Here is a 16,076-nt window from a genome sequence, read left to right on the forward strand (position 1 = left end):
CCAACCATGACCGAACAACCGCAGCGCCTCACTATCCGCCGTCCCGACGACTGGCATCTGCATATCCGCACGGGCGCCATGCTGCGGGCCGTGCTGCCGCTGTCGGCGCGGCAGTTGGGTCGGGCCATCATCATGCCGAACCTCGTCCCGCCGGTGACCACCACCGAAAAGGCCATGGCCTACCGGGCCGAAATCCAGGAGGCGTTGGGATCGGATGCAAGATTCCAGCCCTTGATGACCGCCTATATGACGGACGGCACCGATCCCGACGATATCGAGCGCGGCTTCCGCGACGGCGTGCTGACGGCGGTGAAGCTCTATCCGCAGAACGCCACCACCAACTCCGCCGCCGGTGTCTCGGACATCACGAAGGTCTATCCGGTGCTGGAGCGGATGCAGGCCATTGGCATGCCTCTGCTGATGCATGGGGAGGTCACCGACAAGACCGTGGACGTGTTCGACCGGGAGGCGGTGTTCGTCGAGCTGGTGCTCCGCCCCCTGCTGGACCGCTTCCCCACCCTGAAGATCGTGATGGAGCACATCACGACCGAGGAGGGTGTCGCCATTGTCCGGCAGCACGGGCCGAGCGGGCGGCTGGCCGCCACCATCACGGCGCACCACCTGATGATCAACCGATCCGACATCTTCGCCGGCGGCATCCGCCCGCATCTCTATTGCCTGCCCATCGCCAAGCGGGAGAAGCACCGGCTGGCCCTGCGCCGGGCGGCGACCAGCGGGGAGCCCTGGTTCTTCCTGGGCACGGATTCGGCTCCCCACCCCATCGGGGCGAAGGAGACGGCCTGCGGCTGCGCCGGCATCTTCACCGCCGCGACCGCCATCGAACTCTATGCCCAGGTCTTCGACCAGGAGGGCGCGCTGGACAAGCTGGAAGCCTTCGCCAGTTTGAACGGCCCGCGCTTCTACGGGCTGGAACCGAACCCGGACACCATTACGCTGGAGCGAAGCGGCCAGACCGTGCGCGACGTGCTGGACGTGGACGGCAGCGCCGCCGTCCTGCCCTTCCTATCCGGCGAGCGGCTGGACTGGCGGATGGCGGGGGAGTAAGCCTCGCCTCCACGGAACCATTCCCGTCACCCCGGCAACAGCCGGGGCCCAGGACCACAAGCACCGCCCTCGGGATTCCTGGGTCCCGGCCTTCGCCGGGATGACGACAGAAGTGGCGGAAGGACACGCAACATCCCGCCGGCGACCCCAGCGCCGCACGACACCGGACCCCGCCCATGATCGACGCCCAGACCGCCGCCACCCAGACCGCCCGCATCCTGCTGGAAACCAAGGCGGTCCACTTCAACGCGGCCCAGCCCTTCATCCTCACGTCGGGCCGCGCCAGCCCGGTTTATATCGACTGCCGCAAGCTGATCAGCTTCCCGCGGGCTCGGCGTTTCCTGATCGAAGCGGCGCGCGACCAGCTTTACCGCGATGCCGGGTTCGAGGCGTTCGACGCCGTGGCGGGCGGCGAGACGGCCGGCATCTCCTATGCCGCCTGGATCGCCGACGCACTCGACCTGCCGATGCAGTATATCCGCAAGAAGCCCAAGGGCTTCGGCCGCAATGCCCAGATTGAGGGCCAATTGACGGAGGGGCAACGGGTGCTGCTGGTGGAGGATCTGACCACCGACGGCGGCAGCAAGGTCAATTTCGTCAGTGCCCTGCGCCAGGCCGGCGCCGTGGTGGAACATGCCTGGGTGGTCTTCCACTACGGCATCTACCCGAAGTCCAAGGAGACGATGGACGCCATGGGCGTGAAGCTGCACGCGCTGGCGACCTGGTGGGACGTGCTGCGCGTCGCCCGGGAGGATGGCGGCCTGGACGCCCGCACCCTGGACGAGGTGGAGAAGTTCCTGCACGCACCGGAAGCCTGGTCCAGCGCCAATGGCGGCAAGGAGCCGGGCGCGGCGGGCTGATCGGCTCGGCCTAGACGGAAAAGGCCCCCGCACCGTCCGGCGCGGGGGCCTTTCTTTTTCCGGGACCGGCCGCTTCCGTCAGGCGGAGCAGACCTGCGCCAGGAAGCGATCCACCTGCTTGCGCAGCTCGTCCGACTGGCGGGACAGGTTGCGGGACGCTTCCAGCATGCCATTGGCGGACTCGCCCGTCTCGTGGGCGACCTGCTCCAGGCTTTCAATGTTGCGGGTCACCTCCATGGTGCCCATGGAGGCCTGCTGGACGTTGCGCGCGATTTCCTTGGTCGCGCTGTCCTGCTCCTCCACCGCACCCGCGACCATCTCGGAGATGTCGTTGATCTCCCCGATGGTCTTGGAGATGGTCAGGATGGCATCCACCGCTTCCTTGGTGGCGTCCTGCATGGTGGTGATCTGCGCCGCGATCTCCTCCGTCGCCTTGGCCGTCTGGTTGGCCAGGCTCTTCACCTCGGAGGCGACGACCGCAAAGCCCTTGCCGGCCTCACCGGCGCGGGCAGCCTCGATGGTGGCGTTCAGGGCCAGCAGGTTGGTCTGGCTCGCAATGTCGGAGATCAGCTTGACCACATCGCCGATCGACTGGGCACGCTGCGCCAGCGACTGGACGGTGCCGTTGGTCTTCTCTGCCGTGGAGGAGGCATCGCGAGCGATGCGGGCGGAGGTGTTGACCTGATTGCTGATCTCCGCCAGCGAGCCGGCAAGCTGCTCGGTCGCGGTTGCGACAGACTGGACGTTGGCGCTGGCCTGCTGGGTCGCCGCGGCGACGGCACTGGTCTGGGCGCGGCTTTCCTCGGCAGAGGCGGAGAGGTTTTCGGACGTGTCCTGGACACGGGTCGCGGCACCGGTCAGCTCCGCCACCACGCCCTTGACCGAGGACTCGAAGTCGTTGGCGAGCTGCTGCATGGCCCGGCGCTTCTCCTCCGCCGCCTGGGCATCACGCTCCTCCTGCGCCTTCTTCAGGCGCTCCATTTCCAGCGCATTGTCCTTGAACACCTGCACCGACTTGGCCATGGCGCCGATCTCGTCACCGCGCTCGGTTCCGGTCACTGCGACCTGCAGATCACCGTCGGCCAGCTTGGTCATGGCGGTCTGCAGCGTGCGCAGGGGCGAACCGACAAGGCGGTGCAGAACGAAGACCAACAGACCCAGCAGGACGCCAAGAACGATCAGCGCCACCAGCAGGTTGCCGAAGATCGTTTCCCAGATGGCGCTCTCGAGATTGTCGCGGCTCCAGGCCACGGTCAGCGTGCCGACCTGATCGCGGTTCGCGCCGGCCCGCACAGGCACGGAGACGATGAGGTGGGAGCCCACATCCGTCGCCGTCAGGTCCGTGACGGTGTTCGGGATCTTGTGATCCGTGAAAATCTGGGCCTGTCCGCTGTCCTGCGGCGGATACTGGTCCAGAAGCTCACCCTCATTGTCATAGACCTTGAGGTTGGAAAGGGCGCTCCCCTCGGCGTTGGCGGTTTCCGTATAGGCGTCGGAGACGGCCATCGCCTGCTTGAAGCGGACGGCGGCGGACATCTGGGCCGCCATCATCTCCGTCACCTGGGTCTGGGACTGGACAGACTGGTCCAGCATCGAACTGCGCATGAACGTCGCGCTCAGCAGGATGACGATGCCGAGCCCGATGATCACGGGACCGGCGACGGCAACTGTAATCTTCCGGCTGACCGACCAACTGGCGAACAACGCAGCCGTCGGCCCCGATGCGCCCTTGAGACGGCCCCCCATTCCCGCGGTGATCGTGTTCATCTCCGATGTTCTCCTCGTGCTCAGCCTGCCCTGCCGTCGGACCTGAAGCTCTGGACGGCCCTTACCCGACTTGGCGGTATCTTTAGTATGGTTTATGCGCGCGCTCGACTTTGGGTGCAATCCTCCGGGGTTCTCATTAGCCCTAGCTTATCGTCTTGGGCCTTGTATCCAGTCGGTTGAGACTTGAACCCTGTCGTCACTTTCGCATAGCAGTACCCCTTAATGTAACTACATTTATGTAGGCACATAAGCTTTTCGGGGTGACGCAACGGCAGGAGTGCCCGTGCCGGGGCGTCGGCAGGCAACAGGAGGGTAAAATGAGAAAGCTGACCGCACTGGCCGTTCTGGCCCTGGCCCTTGGCATTCCGACAGCATCGCAGGCCGACTGCGTCCTCAGCGCGCCCCCGGTTATTCCGGACGGCGCCACCGCTCCCGAGGCGGACATGGTTGCAGCGCAGCAGGCGCTCCGGACCTACGTGACGGAGACCCAGGAATATCTCGCCTGCCTGGAGAATGAGAATCGCGGCCGCGCTGGCCGTGACTGGACGCGCGACTATAACGAGGCGTCGTCGCAGATGGAAAAGCTCGCCAGCGACTTCAATAAGCAACTGCGCGCCTTCAAGTCCCGCTGAGAGGGGCTACAGATACAAACAACCGCTGCTTCCAGGAGCGGCGGTTGTTTCTTCAGCGGAACGATCCTTCTATTCGGCGGCGGGCGCGTCCAGGGGCACGGCCTCTACCGACGGAATGGGCGGCGGCGTGGTGATGGGCGGAAGCTCAATTCCAGACAGATCGCCTCCTGCCTTGCGGGGCCTCGCCTGCTGCACCTCCAGATGACGGGCGACCAGATTCGGAAGCTCCGCCTCGTCCCATCGTTCGACCTCGGCGCCCAGGCGCAAAATCACCAGATCGGCCCCGCGCGCCACATAGATCCGCTGCCCCCCATCGCCTGTCAGGAACACCGTATCGGGCTCCCGGAAGGCGGCGCTGGCCTGCAACGGCCCCTTGGGATCGAATGGCCATGCCAGGCGGACGCGGGTTCCGTCGTTCCTGGACCACGGCGTGGGCCGCTGCACATCGTCCACCCAAGGAGTGGACACGAGCGGCTGCCCCGCGACCGCTCCCCCTTCCAGAAGCAGAAGACCGATACGCAACCAATCGCGCGGAGTTGCTGCGAAGCAGCAGGTCAGCACAGGAGTGCCGTCCGCCCCCAGTCGCATCTCCGCCGTGCGCGCTCCCAGCGGCTGCCACAGCCGCTCCGACAGATAGGTCGGAAGAGGTTGACCCGCGGCACGGGCCAGGACCAGTCCCAGAACCTGCATTTCCATGAGGTTTGGTGCGAACCGGGTCTCCGGCGCGGCCGCCAGCGGCGCTGACAGGGTCCGGGCCAAAGTATCGTCCATGACCGGTTCGCCGGCAGGCAGATCCAGCCCGCTGGTGCCCTGCAGGAGCTGGCGCAGGGTAATCCGGCCCCGCGGGTCGTCCTTCCATTCCCCGATCCAACGGACCACCGGGTCCTCGAGCGAGGGAATGTATCCATCACGCACGGCCTGTCCGGCCAGCAACGTCAGAAGCCCGGCCTGCAGCCCGCGCCCGTCCAGCCGGTCGAAAGGCTGAGTCGCTGCCCCGTAGAACTCCAGCTGCAACGCCCCGCCCTGCCAGATCAGCAGCGCCTCCGTCCCGGTGCGACGGGCGAAATCCAGCACCAGCCGTTCCCCTTCTGCGGTGAGGACCGCGCTTTCGGGAGCGGCGACGGGCATGATGCGTCCGGCGGTCCCGGGCACCTCCACTGTCGCCGGCCCGGCGGGCGCTGGCGGCGGAGCGATCGGCTCAGGCTCGGTCAGGTCGATGCGGACCGGCTGGCCGGATACGGGCTCCGGGGCTGTTCCAGGCTCCGTACGCAGCCAGAGGATCAGGCCAGCAGCGCTCAACAGCACGGCGACTCCGAATGCGGCAGGCAGGAAGCGCCTCATATGTCACGCCTCCCCGACGCCGGGCTGCTCACACTTCGCCGTGCCGGTACAGCGGGTAGGTCTGCACGTCCACCACCTCCCACCCGCCGGCGGACTGTTTGCAGAGAAAGCCGATCGAGTGCTTGTAAAGATTCCCGCGGGTGATGACGGAGTGGAATTCCCGGCAGGGCCGATTCTCGTCGTCGAACCCGTCGCGAAGCACCTTCACCGCTCCGGCCAGACCGGTTTCCGGGCTGATCCACGGAACGGTGCGGTTGGGCTGAACGAGGAAAAGCTGGTCCATGGCAACCTTCAGCGCCTGCTCGTCCGGCGGCGTGAGGATGATGTCCGTCTGGACCACCGTAGGCACGGGCGGAGCCGGCGGCGCCGGCGGCTCCTTTGTGGCACACCCCGCCAGAAGACCCGCCAGGACAAGTCCGGTCAGGACCGGCCTGATCTGCGGCATCAAATTTTTGAAGGACCGGATGGATGCGGTGCGGCTCATGGCGGCCGAGAACTCTGAATGGTGACGTCCATCCCTCTTTGCCGCAGTCGACGCCCGTTGCGCAAGGGAGGGCACAAAATGATTGCAGCCCCCGATCCTTCCGATCCTGTCCGGCCGGCATCAGGAATGCCGCAGCCGCACTGTTCAATGCCATCGGAGCCACCCGCTGTTCTTTCGGGCGGTGACCTTATCGGGCGCATGTGCCCGAAATAGGGCACGCCCACGGATCAAAGCTGAAGCGGGTCGCCAGCGCGTCAACGGAGTGATAGTGCATTAGCTCCTGCATCGAGCCGGGTGAAGAAATGAAATCCATCCTCGTCAGCGGGTGCCTCCTGGGACGGCCGATCCGGTACGATGGTCGGCCCAAGCTCCTCACCCATGCGCTGCTGGAGCAATGGCAGGCCGAAGGACGCCTTGTTCCGATCTGCCCGGAGCTCGCCGGAGGACTGCCCGTGCCCCGACCACCGGCGGAGATCGCGAACGGGGCCGATGGTTCCAGCGTGCTGGATGGGCAAGCGGCCGTCATGGAGAAAACCGGGGGCGACGTGACCGAGGCGTTTCTGGATGGCGCGCGCAAAGCTCTGGAAACCGCGAGACTACATGGCTGCCGGTTTGCCCTGCTGACAGAGGGCAGCCCAAGCTGCGGTTCGGAATTCATCCATGACGGGCGCTTTGATGGATCGCGGCATCAGGGCTCCGGCGTCACCGCTGCGCTGCTCCGCCGCCATGGCATACAGGTCTTCTCCGAGGAGCGTATCGGTGAGCTTGCAGCGGCCCTGCACGCCACCACAAGCTTCGAAGGAGCTGGTCCAGGCTCAGCAACCGCCTAACCATAGCGCGATCTCTAATACCTGTTTCGCAAAGAACAATCATCGCCTAACCTATCCGGGAATGCTCGATCGAGTTAACCAACGCGGTCGGTAGATTGCCAGGATAGGAGACGGAAGATGATGGACGGCGGCATCTCGCCCAAGTCCGCCCAGACGGAAGGGGCGGCAGCCGGCAAGGGACGCTTGACGATTGTGGGCTCCGGCATCAAGGCGGTCGCCCATTTCACCCAGGAAACGGTCGCGCACATCCGTGACGCCGACGTTGTTTTCTACAAGGTGATTGATGGTGCGTCCGCCGCGTTCATCCGTGACCTGAACCCGAATGCCATAGACCTGTCCCAATATTATGGCGACGACAAGCGCCGACGCATCACCTACATCCAGATGGCCGAGGTCATGCTGCGGGAGGTGCGCGCCGGCAGGACCGTCGTTGGCGTGTTCTACGGTCATCCCGGGTTCTTCGTCGACCCGGCGCGGCGCGCGCTGGCGGTGGCGGCAAAGGAAGGCTATCCGACCGAGATGCTCGCCGGGGTGTCCTCGACCGACACGCTGTTCGCCGACCTTCGGATCGATCCTGCCCAGAGCGGGCTTCAGATGCTGGAGGCCACGGACCTGCTGCTCCGCAACCGGCCGCTCGTTACCTCCGGCCATGTGGTGATCCTGCAAGTCGGGTCGGTGGGCGATGCCGCCTACAACTTCGCGCACGGCTTCCGCAACAACAAGCGGGCTATCCTGTTCGAGCGGCTGATCGAGACTTACGGCCCCGACCATGTCACCGTGCTTTATCTCGCGGCCTCCCTGCCCGGAGTAGCTCCGCAGCTCATCCGACGTCGGCTCAGCGCCTATCGCGATCCAGCCGTCCTGGCGTCGGTCCATCCGGCCAGCACCTTGTATATTCCGCCGGGAACCGTCCTGGATACAGATCCGACCATGGCCGAGAAGCTCGGCGCGCAGTGGGTGCTGAATCCCGCCGCCGCCCGCCGCGCGCCGATCTCCGAGTACGGCCCGCTTGAGGCGGAGGCGGTGCAAGCCCTGGCGCAGCATGCGCGGTCTCCCCACTACAAGGCTCATCTGGCTTCGCCGGCATTGCTGAACGTCATCACGAAGCTGGCCCTGGACCCCGCGGCAAGCCGGGCGTTCGAGGATGCGCCGGAGCAATTCCTGGAGAATTTCCCCTATCTGACGGATGCGGAACGCAAGGCACTTCTGTCCCGCAATGTCTCGCGGCTGGTGTCAGCCATGGTGGTGCCGAACCGCGGGGCTGCCTCGCCCGGCAATCCTCCGCCATCGGATTCCGACGTGTCGATGACGGAGGAGGATGCTCCGGAGGGCATGCCTCCAAGCGATACCGATCTGAACGTCACTGAGAACGTGCCCCCCAGCAATACCGATCTGCACATCACCGAAAATGTGCCGTCGAGCGATACGGACCTGAACGTCACCGAGAACGTGCCGCCCAGCGACACCGATCTGAGCGTTACCGAGGATGCACCGTCCAGCGATACCGACCTCAGCGTTACCGAGGATATTCCGATGAGCAATACTGACTTGCACATCACCGAAAATGTGCCGCCGAGCGATTCTGATGTCAGTGTCGCGGACGAGGACCAGCGCTGACGGCCGGAGGCGGCATTCGGTTCGCATGCTCGCCGGGGCCGCCTCTGTCATGGTATGAAAGCTGAACTGCCGCCTTGGATGCCGATGATCGACTCCCACGGGCTCTCGGACCGGGTTGACGCCCTGAATGAGCTGCTTTCGCAGCCATCGGGTCCGGATTCCCGCGCCCGGGTGCTCGTGGAACTGGCTTGGTATCTGAGGCAGCGCAATACGCGTCGGGCGGTCGAACTGGCCGATGCGGCAGAGCAACTCCTGCCGTTCCTCAACGGGGCAGAGGCGGGTTCCGCCTCTGCCCGGCTCCGGCTGGTCCGGGGAGAGGCGTTCCGCCTCTTCGCCGACCTGGACAGGTCCCGCGACCTCGTTCTCGAGGCGATGGAGAACTTCCAGGCGGCAGGCGACCGGGTCGGCGAAGGGGATGCCCTCTCCTGCGAGGCGGAGCGGCTCTTCTTCGGGGGCGATACGGGCGGCGCCCTTGCCTGTCTCCAGTCAGCACGCGCACTGTTCCTGGATGCGGGCGACCTCGTCCGGGCGCAGTTCGTCGAGATCAGGTCTATTGACCTCCGTCTCGGGTCGGAGACCGCATCCGCGCGGGAATACTGGAACGGCATGGCGGCGCTCGGGGGTTTGCGCCATCCTGCCTCCCAGGCACTGGGCGCATTCGTCGAGGCCTTCCTTCAGAGGGACAGAAGCGATCTCCTCGCCGCTCTTGAGACCGCCAAGACTGGCCTCGGCCCCGCGGAGCAGGCGGGCATGGTCTGGCTGCAGATCGGTCTCATGAACCTGATCGGCAGCGTTCTTACCAACATCAGCGACTATGCTTCCGCCATGGAGTGGAAGCAGCGAGCTTATGCAATCGCCCAAGCGACGGGCTGGCCCGAATCCAGAGGGGCTGCGCTCTCCTCACTGGCGCACACGCACAGCCGGATCGGCCACAAAGCGGAGGCCCGGGCGCTGTATCTGGATGCGCTGACCGAGTTGCAGAGGTTTTCCGGAACCCGCCGTTTTCAGGTCGCATGCGTGACCTATGGAAACACCTGCCTGGAAATGGGCGAGGCCGAGGAGGCTTCGAGTTGGTTTTCGCGGGCTCTGGAGAACGCGACCCTCGGGAACCAGCAGGATGTCCAACTCCTTGCCCTCCTTGGCACCGCCCGCGCCTGCAATGCGCTGGGCAGGCTGGAGGAGGCGCGGGACAGGCTGGATCAGGCGTTGGAAATTGCGCGCCGGCGCGACAACCGCCTGGAACAGGTCGTGGCGCTGCACGCGCTGGCCGGGACACGGCGGCGCCTCGCCGGGAGTCCTGTTGAAGGACATCGCGAGGCGATTGCACTGCTGGAAGAGGCCATGGCGGTCGGCCAGTCGATTCCGGGCTATGCGATGCGGCCGGATCTGCTCTCCGAACTGGCTGCGGACTATGAGGCGGTGGGCGACTTCCAGCTTGCCCTTCAATATGAGCGCCTCGCTCGCAGCTCCTGGGAACGTACCTTCAACAAGGAAAGCGCTGACAGGCTGGCCGCCATGCAGGCCCGCTTCGAGACCTTGCGGGCGCGTGACGAGGCCGACCATATGAAGGCCCTCGCCAGGACGGAGACGGAGCGCGCGATGGCGCTCGACCAGGCGAACCAGGCACTGGAACAGCTCGGACTCGCCGGCAAGGCGATCACGGCCAGCCTGGATGTCGACGCCATCCTCGTGACCCTGCGCGAACGGCTGGGCGTTCTGCTCGACCCGCCCTGCATGTTCATCGGTTTGCTGGACGAGGCGCGGCAAAGGATCGATATCCAGTTCCGGATTGAGGACGGCATGTCGCTGCCGCCCTATTCCATAGCCCTGTCCAACCCGGATTCCTATTCCGCCCGCTCCGTACGGGAGAACCGGGAACTTCTGGTGGAAAGGTCGTTGGGCGCGGGGGAGCGGGCGCATGTCCCCGGAACACGCCCGATGCTGAGCATGATCTACTGCCCCCTTGCCGTGGGCGGGCGTGTTCTGGGTGTTCTGTCGGTACAGCAGGACCGCCCGAACGCCTTCGGTCAGCGTGAGCACAGGATCGTCCGCAGTCTGGCAGCGTACGGCGCCATTGCCCTTGCCAATGCCCAGGCCTACCGCTCGCTGGACGAGGCGCTGGCGACTCTCCAGGACGCCCAGGGACGGCTGGTGCAGCAGGAAAAGCTGGCCTCCCTGGGCCAGCTTGTGGCGGGGGTAGCGCATGAGGTGAACACGCCCATCGGCATCCTGCTCAGCCTCGCCTCCCACATGATGGAAGAGGTCGAGAGCATCAATGGCCGCTTGGCGCGGGCGCAGCTCCGCAAGTCCGACCTGCTTCAGCATCTGCGCACCGCGGAGGAAACCGCCTCGCTGATGCTGACCACCGCGAAGCGCGCCGCCAACCTGGTGAGCGCTTTCAAACAGGTGGCGGCGGACCGCACCAACGACGAGGCGCGGGAGGTGGAGCTGACCGACTACCTCCGCGAGGTAGCCGCGACCGTGCAGCCGTTGCTGCGTCCGCGCGGGATCGCCCTGTCGGTGGAGGGGGAGCCGGGCCTGCGCCTGACCACCTACCCTGGCCTGTTGGCTCAGGTCGTGACGAATCTGGTGGAGAACGCCGTCAGCCATGCCTTCGACGGGATCGCGTCCCCTGCCCTGACCATAGCCGTGCGGCCCACCCCTGTGATGGGAGAGCAGGGCGAGGAGATGTTGGAACTCCAGGTGGCCGACAATGGCGTCGGCATGACCGCCGCGGTCCGCGCCAAGGCGTTCGAGCCGTTCTTCACCACCCGGCGCAGCAGCGGCGGCACCGGCCTGGGTCTTCATGTCGTCCACAATGTGGTGACCGGCCCGTTGCAGGGCACGGTGGATCTGGCGAGTACGCCCGGCAAGGGCTGCCGCTTCACCCTGCGCCTGCCGGTCCGGCTCCGCGCCGTACAACTCGGCGATCTCACCACTGACCCCGCCCTTGCCATTGCACTGGGACAGTAGGGGCAGGTTTGGCTGGATGATCCGGCATCCGGATTGTTGCCGTCCCGGCGACGGAGCTTTGCCCCAGGCGGGCTTAATCCGCGCCTGCCGCACACCATATAGCCCCTACTTCCTTTTTGCAGCCTCAAGGACAAGAGACACATGACGATCCAGCTTCATGTCTGGCCGACACCCAACGGCCATAAAGTCTCCATCGCGCTGGAGGAGATGGGGCTCGCCTACGATGTCCATCCGGTGGACATCGGCAAGGGAGACCAGTTCAAGCCGGATTTCCTGAAGATCAGCCCGAACAACCGGATGCCCGCCATTGTCGATCCCGACGGTCCGGACGGAAAGCCGATCACCCTGTTCGAATCCGGCGCCATCCTGATTTATCTGGCGGACAAGACCGGCAAGTTCCGGCCCCGGGATCAGGCTACCTGGTACACGCACATCCAGTGGCTGATGTGGCAGATGGGCGGTGTCGGTCCGATGTTCGGTCAGGCAGGCCATTTCATGTTCTACGCACCGGAGCAGATCCCCTACGGCGTGGAGCGCTACGGCAATGAGGCCAAGCGCCTGATGAAGGTAGCCGACACGCGGCTGGGCGAGGCGCGGTTCCTGGGCGGCGATGAATACGGGATTGCCGACATGGCAACCTTCCCCTGGCTGCGCCTGCATGAGCGCTACGGCATCACCACGTCGGACTATCCCAACGTGAAGCGCTGGATCGACGAGATCGCGGCGCGGCCTGCCGTACACCGCGGGCTGGACCTGCTGAAGGACTCCGCACGCCCGGCTGGACAGCCCCTGAGTGACGAGGAGCGGGAGAACATGTTCGGGAAGAAGCAGCAGGGCTGATGCCAGTTGCCGGGCGGGGGAGCCGGCTGCCCCTCTTAGAAAAGTTTTCTCCCCCTGTCGATTGCGCCAAACTCCATTCGTCACGGGAGAGGGCGGCAGTTCCGCCGCCCGTGCGATGGAGATGCCCGATGGCGAAGTTCGTCCTGATCCTGCGCGAGACTCCTGCCGCGACCGCCGCCCTTTCCCCGGCGGAAATGCAGGCGTGCATCGAAGAGTACATGGCCTGGTCGGCCAAGCTGGCACAAGCCGGGCGGCTTATCGGCGGTGAAAAACTGATGGATGAGGGCGGCAGACGCCTGAAGCGTCAGGAAGGACGGCTGCTGGTCACGGACGGCCCCTATACCGAGGCCAAGGACGTGATCGGCGGATTGTTCATCATAGAAGCCGCGGACTATGCGGAGGCGGAAGGTCTGGTCGCCGACTGCCCGCATCTTGCCATCGGCGAGATCGAACTGCGCCAGATCCATGAGCTGTGAGCCGTCCGCCGACGGTATCCCGGAACTGGTGGCCGACCTGTTCCGCGTGCAGGCGGGCCGGATGACGGCCAGTCTGGCCCGGTTGACCGGCAGCCTGGATACGGCGGAGGAGCTGGTACAGACAGCGTTGCTGAAGGCCCTCCAACTCTGGCCGTTCCAGGGCGTACCGGCCAACCCGGCTGGTTGGCTGTGGCAGGCAGCGCGCAACGCGGCCCTGGATGGGCTGCGCCGCAACCGTTTCCAGGCCCCGGTCACGCCGGGGGAGATCGCCGACGCCCTTTCGATGGAAGCCGCCGACGATCCCTGCTTCGCGCGGGAGCTGGAGGACGACCGGCTGCGGCTGGTCTTCGCCTGCTGCCACCCGGTCCTGTCGGCGGAAGCGCAGATCGCGCTGGCGTTACGGACGGTCTGCGGGTTGGGCACGGCGGAGGTCGCACGGACCTTCCTGCTGCCGGAGCCGACACTTGCCCAGAGGCTGGTTCGGGCCAAGGCAGCCCTGGCCAAGGCGCAGGTGCCGTTTGCCATTCCCGGACCGGAGGAGATTCCCGCCCGCTTGCCTCCCGTGCTGGGCACATTGTACCTGATGTTCAATAGCGGCTACGAAGCGCTGGAGGGCGACAGGCTGATACGCGCCGCCGTGGCGATGGAAGCCGTGCGCCTGGCCTGCCTAGCCGCGGAACACCCTGCCATAGCCCGGCCGGCGACACATGCGCTGGCTGCCCTCCTCTGCCTGCTGGCGGCGCGCCTGCCGGCGCGCACCGGGCCGGACGGGCTGCTGGTGCCGCTTGATCGCCAGGACCGGGGCGCGTGGGACCCGCACCTTACTGCCCGCGGCTTTCGCCACCTTGCCCGCTCCATGCAGGGCGGAGAGGAAACACGCTGGCATGTCGAGGCGGCGATTGCCGCAACCCACGCAGCGGCGACCACCTGGTCCGAGACGGACTGGAACCGAATCGTCACGCTCTATGACAGGCTGATGCGGCACCACCCGTCACCTCTGGTCGCGCTGAACCGGGCGGTGGCGCTGGCGGAAGCGGCGGGGCCTGTAGAAGGGCTGGCGGCGCTGGCAGGGCTGGAGGCAGACCCGCGGCTGGCGCGCTATCCCCTCTATCATGCTACGCTTGCCGAACTCTGCCGCCGGGCGGACCGGCCACAAGAGGCCAGAGCCCATCTCCGCTCCGCACTTGCCCTCGCCATCTCGGAACCGTCCCGCCGCCTGCTTGAGGAACGCTTGTCCGCTGTTTGATCCGCGGGGTTGGCAGCTCGTACGAAGCATCCGGAATAAGAGCGGAACAGTTTTCACCCCCTATGCGTTCGCGCATTGGTCTGATGAGGGGGAGAGAATGACGCGGCGCATCCTTGCCTTTCTGGCACTGGTTCTGTTCGTAGCCGGCTGCGCCGCAAAGCCGCCCCCGCCCCCTCCTGCAGCCCCTCCACCTCCGCCCGGCCCCTCTCCAGAGGAGATCGCCTTCCGGGAAGCGGAAATCGAGTGCTTGGCCCAGGTCGTGTATTTCGAAGCACGCGGGGAGAGCGAGATCGGCCGCCGCGCGGTCGCGGCGGTGGTCATGAACCGGGTCGGCCATGACAAATTCCCGGATACGATCTGTGGCGTCGTCCGCCAGGGCGGGGAGACTCCGCCCTGCCAATTCTCCTGGTGGTGCGATGGCCAGGCCGAGAAAATCGAGGAGCAGGATGCCTGGATGGATGCCAAGCGCATCGCCAGGGAGATGTTCGAGCACAAGCATCCTGACCCGACGAACGGCGCCATGTACTTCCATCGGCGCGACACATCACCGGACTGGATGAATGTTTTCCGGCAGACGGCGCAGATCGACGACCACATCTACTACCGCCCTGTGACCGACGACCAGATCTGAACCCGGCCGCCATCCGCAACCTCACCGGGGCGGTGTCCTAACCGCCCTCCCCGCCGGTGTCCGCTTCCTGCGGAACACGGTAGAAGATATGCGGGCCGATGCGCACGGTTCGCTGGAAAACGCGCCGCCAACCGGGCCGGACGCTGGTGTGGTGGAAGAACAGGGCGCCCTCCGTCGAGTCATTCTCCAGACCCTGCAGCGCCTCGTTGGCGACGGACAGCGCCTCCGACCAGGCGACCTCGTCAGTCGGCGCATCGCTCTTCCCGTCGCACCACCAGGAGAACTGGCAAGGCGGCCTCTCCCCGCCGTCGCGGACGACACCACATACGGTATCGGGGAATTCCGGCTGGGCGACACGGTTCAGCACCACCGCGGCAACGGCGCGCTTTCCCGCGTCCTGCTCGCCGCGCGCTTCGAAATAGATCGCCTGGGCAAGGCATTCCGCATCTTCCGGATCGACCTCCGCCTGCTCCTGGTCCACGGCGGGCTCCGGGTGTGGCGGGGGAAGAAGCATCGCAGTGACCTGCGGAGCCTGCAATGGACCCGTCCGGATCGGCAGTTGTTCCGCACAGCCGGTCAGTCCCAGGACAAGTAAGCCAGACAGGGAAAGGGCAAGAGGCAGGGATTTGGGCATCCCCCGGAGCTCCGGCTCGTTAGCGCTCCTTGCCCTCTACCTCGTCCGGGAGCGGACCGCCACTATCTAAAGGGGCGGGTCGCAATTTCATTACAGCAGTTTCCAGCTATTCCTCCGGCGTCTCTTGAGGAGTTACCTCGGCCTGCTGAAGCTCCTCATCATCCTCGGGCGCCCGGTAGTACATATGGCTTCCGATCTGGCCGACCGGCTCCATCTCGTCTCCCCAGGCGGGTGTCTGGCCGGCGGAGTGGAAGAAGACCGCGCCGTCGGTCACGTCCTTTTCCGGCTCCTGGATGACCTCCTGTGCCACCGACTGCGCCTGCTCCCAGGCCTCGGGCTCGGTAGGGTCGTCGCTTTTGCCATCACACCACCAGGAGAACTGGCACGGCGGCTTCTCCCCGCCGTCCTGGATGACCTCGCAGACAGAATCGGGGAAATCCGGATGCTCAACGCGGTTGATGACCACATCGGCAACGGCGCGCTGGCTGACTTCATCCTCGCCACGGGCTTCGAAATAGACGGCCTTCGCCAGACACTGTTGGGCTTCCGGCGTAGCGGCATCATCTCCCAGCGCGGCCGCAGGAAGCAGGGCTGCGAGGGAAAGGGGTGCCAGCACGAACATGGCGCGCATCCGCAACCTCCATCGTCGTTGAACGGTGGAGCATCAACGTGCGGGGCCT

At 65.8% G+C, this 16,076-nt stretch carries 15 protein-coding genes; 10 read left to right on the forward strand and 5 right to left on the reverse strand.

Going from position 1 to position 16,076, the window contains the following annotated elements; genetic code table 11:
• Positions 1-6 precede the first annotated feature (6 nt).
• Complete coding sequence (pyrC, locus tag DOL89_RS08330) at positions 7-1,065, forward strand: dihydroorotase (RefSeq protein ID WP_119678723.1); 1,059 nt, start codon at positions 7-9, stop codon at positions 1,063-1,065.
• Between the two features lie 176 nt (positions 1,066-1,241).
• Positions 1,242-1,925: an orotate phosphoribosyltransferase gene (locus DOL89_RS08335; RefSeq protein WP_119678724.1), complete on the forward strand. Its 684-nt coding sequence runs from the start codon at positions 1,242-1,244 to the stop codon at positions 1,923-1,925.
• A gap of 78 nt (positions 1,926-2,003) precedes the next feature.
• Here DOL89_RS08335 and DOL89_RS08340 read toward each other — a convergent pair whose 3' ends face one another.
• Positions 2,004-3,692 carry a methyl-accepting chemotaxis protein gene (locus DOL89_RS08340; RefSeq protein ID WP_119678725.1) on the reverse strand — a complete coding sequence of 563 codons (1,689 nt, stop codon included), beginning with the start codon at positions 3,690-3,692 and terminating at the stop codon, positions 2,004-2,006.
• A 317-nt stretch (positions 3,693-4,009) separates the two neighbouring features.
• Between DOL89_RS08340 and DOL89_RS08345 the strand changes: the two genes are divergently transcribed.
• Positions 4,010-4,324 carry a hypothetical protein gene (locus DOL89_RS08345; protein WP_119678726.1) on the forward strand — a complete coding sequence of 105 codons (315 nt, stop codon included), beginning with the start codon at positions 4,010-4,012 and terminating at the stop codon, positions 4,322-4,324.
• Between the two features lie 69 nt (positions 4,325-4,393).
• Here DOL89_RS08345 and DOL89_RS08350 read toward each other — a convergent pair whose 3' ends face one another.
• Together DOL89_RS08350 and DOL89_RS08355 are read right to left on the reverse strand one after the other, a co-directional pair.
• Positions 4,394-5,665, reverse strand: coding sequence for a serine hydrolase domain-containing protein (locus tag DOL89_RS08350; protein WP_119678727.1), 1,272 nt, complete (start codon positions 5,663-5,665; stop codon positions 4,394-4,396).
• 28 nt (positions 5,666-5,693) lie between these two features.
• Positions 5,694-6,149: an RT0821/Lpp0805 family surface protein gene (locus tag DOL89_RS08355; RefSeq protein WP_119678728.1), complete on the reverse strand. Its 456-nt coding sequence runs from the start codon at positions 6,147-6,149 to the stop codon at positions 5,694-5,696.
• A 302-nt stretch (positions 6,150-6,451) separates the two neighbouring features.
• Between DOL89_RS08355 and DOL89_RS08360 the strand changes: the two genes are divergently transcribed.
• From DOL89_RS08360 to DOL89_RS08390, 7 genes are all read left to right on the forward strand, one after another.
• A complete protein-coding gene (locus DOL89_RS08360) occupies positions 6,452-6,979 on the forward strand; it encodes a DUF523 domain-containing protein (RefSeq protein WP_119678729.1) in 528 nt (175 codons plus the stop codon).
• A gap of 117 nt (positions 6,980-7,096) precedes the next feature.
• Positions 7,097-8,596 (forward strand): SAM-dependent methyltransferase, encoded by a 1,500-nt coding sequence (locus DOL89_RS08365; RefSeq protein ID WP_119678730.1) that lies wholly within the window; start codon positions 7,097-7,099, stop codon positions 8,594-8,596.
• Between the two features lie 84 nt (positions 8,597-8,680).
• Complete coding sequence (locus DOL89_RS08370; RefSeq protein WP_162937397.1) at positions 8,681-11,569, forward strand: ATP-binding protein; 2,889 nt, start codon at positions 8,681-8,683, stop codon at positions 11,567-11,569.
• Between the two features lie 141 nt (positions 11,570-11,710).
• Entirely contained in the window at positions 11,711-12,409 is a 699-nt protein-coding gene (locus DOL89_RS08375; RefSeq protein WP_119678732.1) for a glutathione binding-like protein, read from the forward strand.
• A gap of 128 nt (positions 12,410-12,537) precedes the next feature.
• A complete protein-coding gene (locus DOL89_RS08380) occupies positions 12,538-12,885 on the forward strand; it encodes a YciI family protein (protein WP_119678733.1) in 348 nt (115 codons plus the stop codon).
• Entirely contained in the window at positions 12,875-14,131 is a 1,257-nt protein-coding gene (locus DOL89_RS08385) for an RNA polymerase sigma factor (RefSeq protein WP_162937398.1), read from the forward strand. The genes DOL89_RS08380 and DOL89_RS08385 overlap by 11 nt, the downstream gene beginning before the upstream one ends.
• Positions 14,132-14,228: 97 nt before the next feature.
• Positions 14,229-14,762 carry a cell wall hydrolase gene (locus tag DOL89_RS08390; protein WP_162937399.1) on the forward strand — a complete coding sequence of 178 codons (534 nt, stop codon included), beginning with the start codon at positions 14,229-14,231 and terminating at the stop codon, positions 14,760-14,762.
• A gap of 37 nt (positions 14,763-14,799) precedes the next feature.
• Here the strand turns inward: DOL89_RS08390 and DOL89_RS08395 are convergent, their stop codons facing one another.
• A complete protein-coding gene (locus DOL89_RS08395) occupies positions 14,800-15,243 on the reverse strand; it encodes a cell wall hydrolase (RefSeq protein WP_162937400.1) in 444 nt (147 codons plus the stop codon).
• A gap of 259 nt (positions 15,244-15,502) precedes the next feature.
• Positions 15,503-16,027, reverse strand: coding sequence for a cell wall hydrolase (locus DOL89_RS08400; protein ID WP_119678737.1), 525 nt, complete (start codon positions 16,025-16,027; stop codon positions 15,503-15,505).
• Positions 16,028-16,076: the final 49 nt, after the last annotated feature.

Source organism: Indioceanicola profundi (assembly GCF_003568845.1).
GTDB classification, from domain to species: Bacteria; Pseudomonadota; Alphaproteobacteria; order Azospirillales; family Azospirillaceae; genus Indioceanicola; species Indioceanicola profundi.